Source organism: Micrococcus sp. APC 4021, from assembly GCF_030407635.1.
GTDB classification, from domain to species: domain Bacteria; phylum Actinomycetota; class Actinomycetes; order Actinomycetales; family Micrococcaceae; genus Micrococcus; species Micrococcus luteus.
Map to the genome: position 1 here is coordinate 1 of NZ_JASDCZ010000238.1, position 590 is coordinate 590.

Annotated in this window: 1 pseudogene; it reads right to left on the reverse strand. The window is 72.4% G+C overall.

The features are described from left to right. Nucleotides 1-131: 131 nt before the first annotated feature. Nucleotides 132-590: pseudogene (locus QL983_RS11385) on the reverse strand (hypothetical protein); the annotation flags it as partial.

Genomic DNA, 590 nt, shown 5'->3' on the forward strand with positions numbered 1-590 from the left:
TCGGGGTGGTGGGCGCTCCTCCAGGACAACGGCGGAGCCACGGGCGGGTATTCCGCGGTGTCGGGCCGCGGTGCAGCGACGTCCGGCGACGGCGGCCGGAAGGTCCGGCGCGCCGTCGCCTGGGCGCGGGGTCAGCGGACGGCGATCTCGCCGAGCCGCAGGCCGAACGGGAGGTCCGACGTCGTGCCCTCCAGCTGGGGCAGCGAGGTGAGGCTGACGATCACGTACTCGGCCTCGGCCTCGGTGCCCTCGAAGGGCACGGGGATGGAGACGGTGTCCTGGTCGAAGGTGCCGTTGCCGATCTCCTTGGCGTTCGCGCCCTCGGGGGAGTCGGCGATGTAGGCGAACCAGGCGCCACCGGTGGCCCCCGTGCTCTGCAGGGTCACCTCGTTCACCTCGGTGCGCTCCTCGAGCTGGACCACGAGGTTCATGCTCTCCACATAGCCGCCGAAGTTCGGCCGTGCGTAGGCGAAGGTGCGCCACACGGTGGTGGGGTCGCCGTCGATGAGGTTGCTCAGGTCCGCGTCGTGCTCGGCCTCGTGCTCCGGCAGGTCCGGCACCGAGCGCAGGGCCTGGACGGGCTGCGGGGC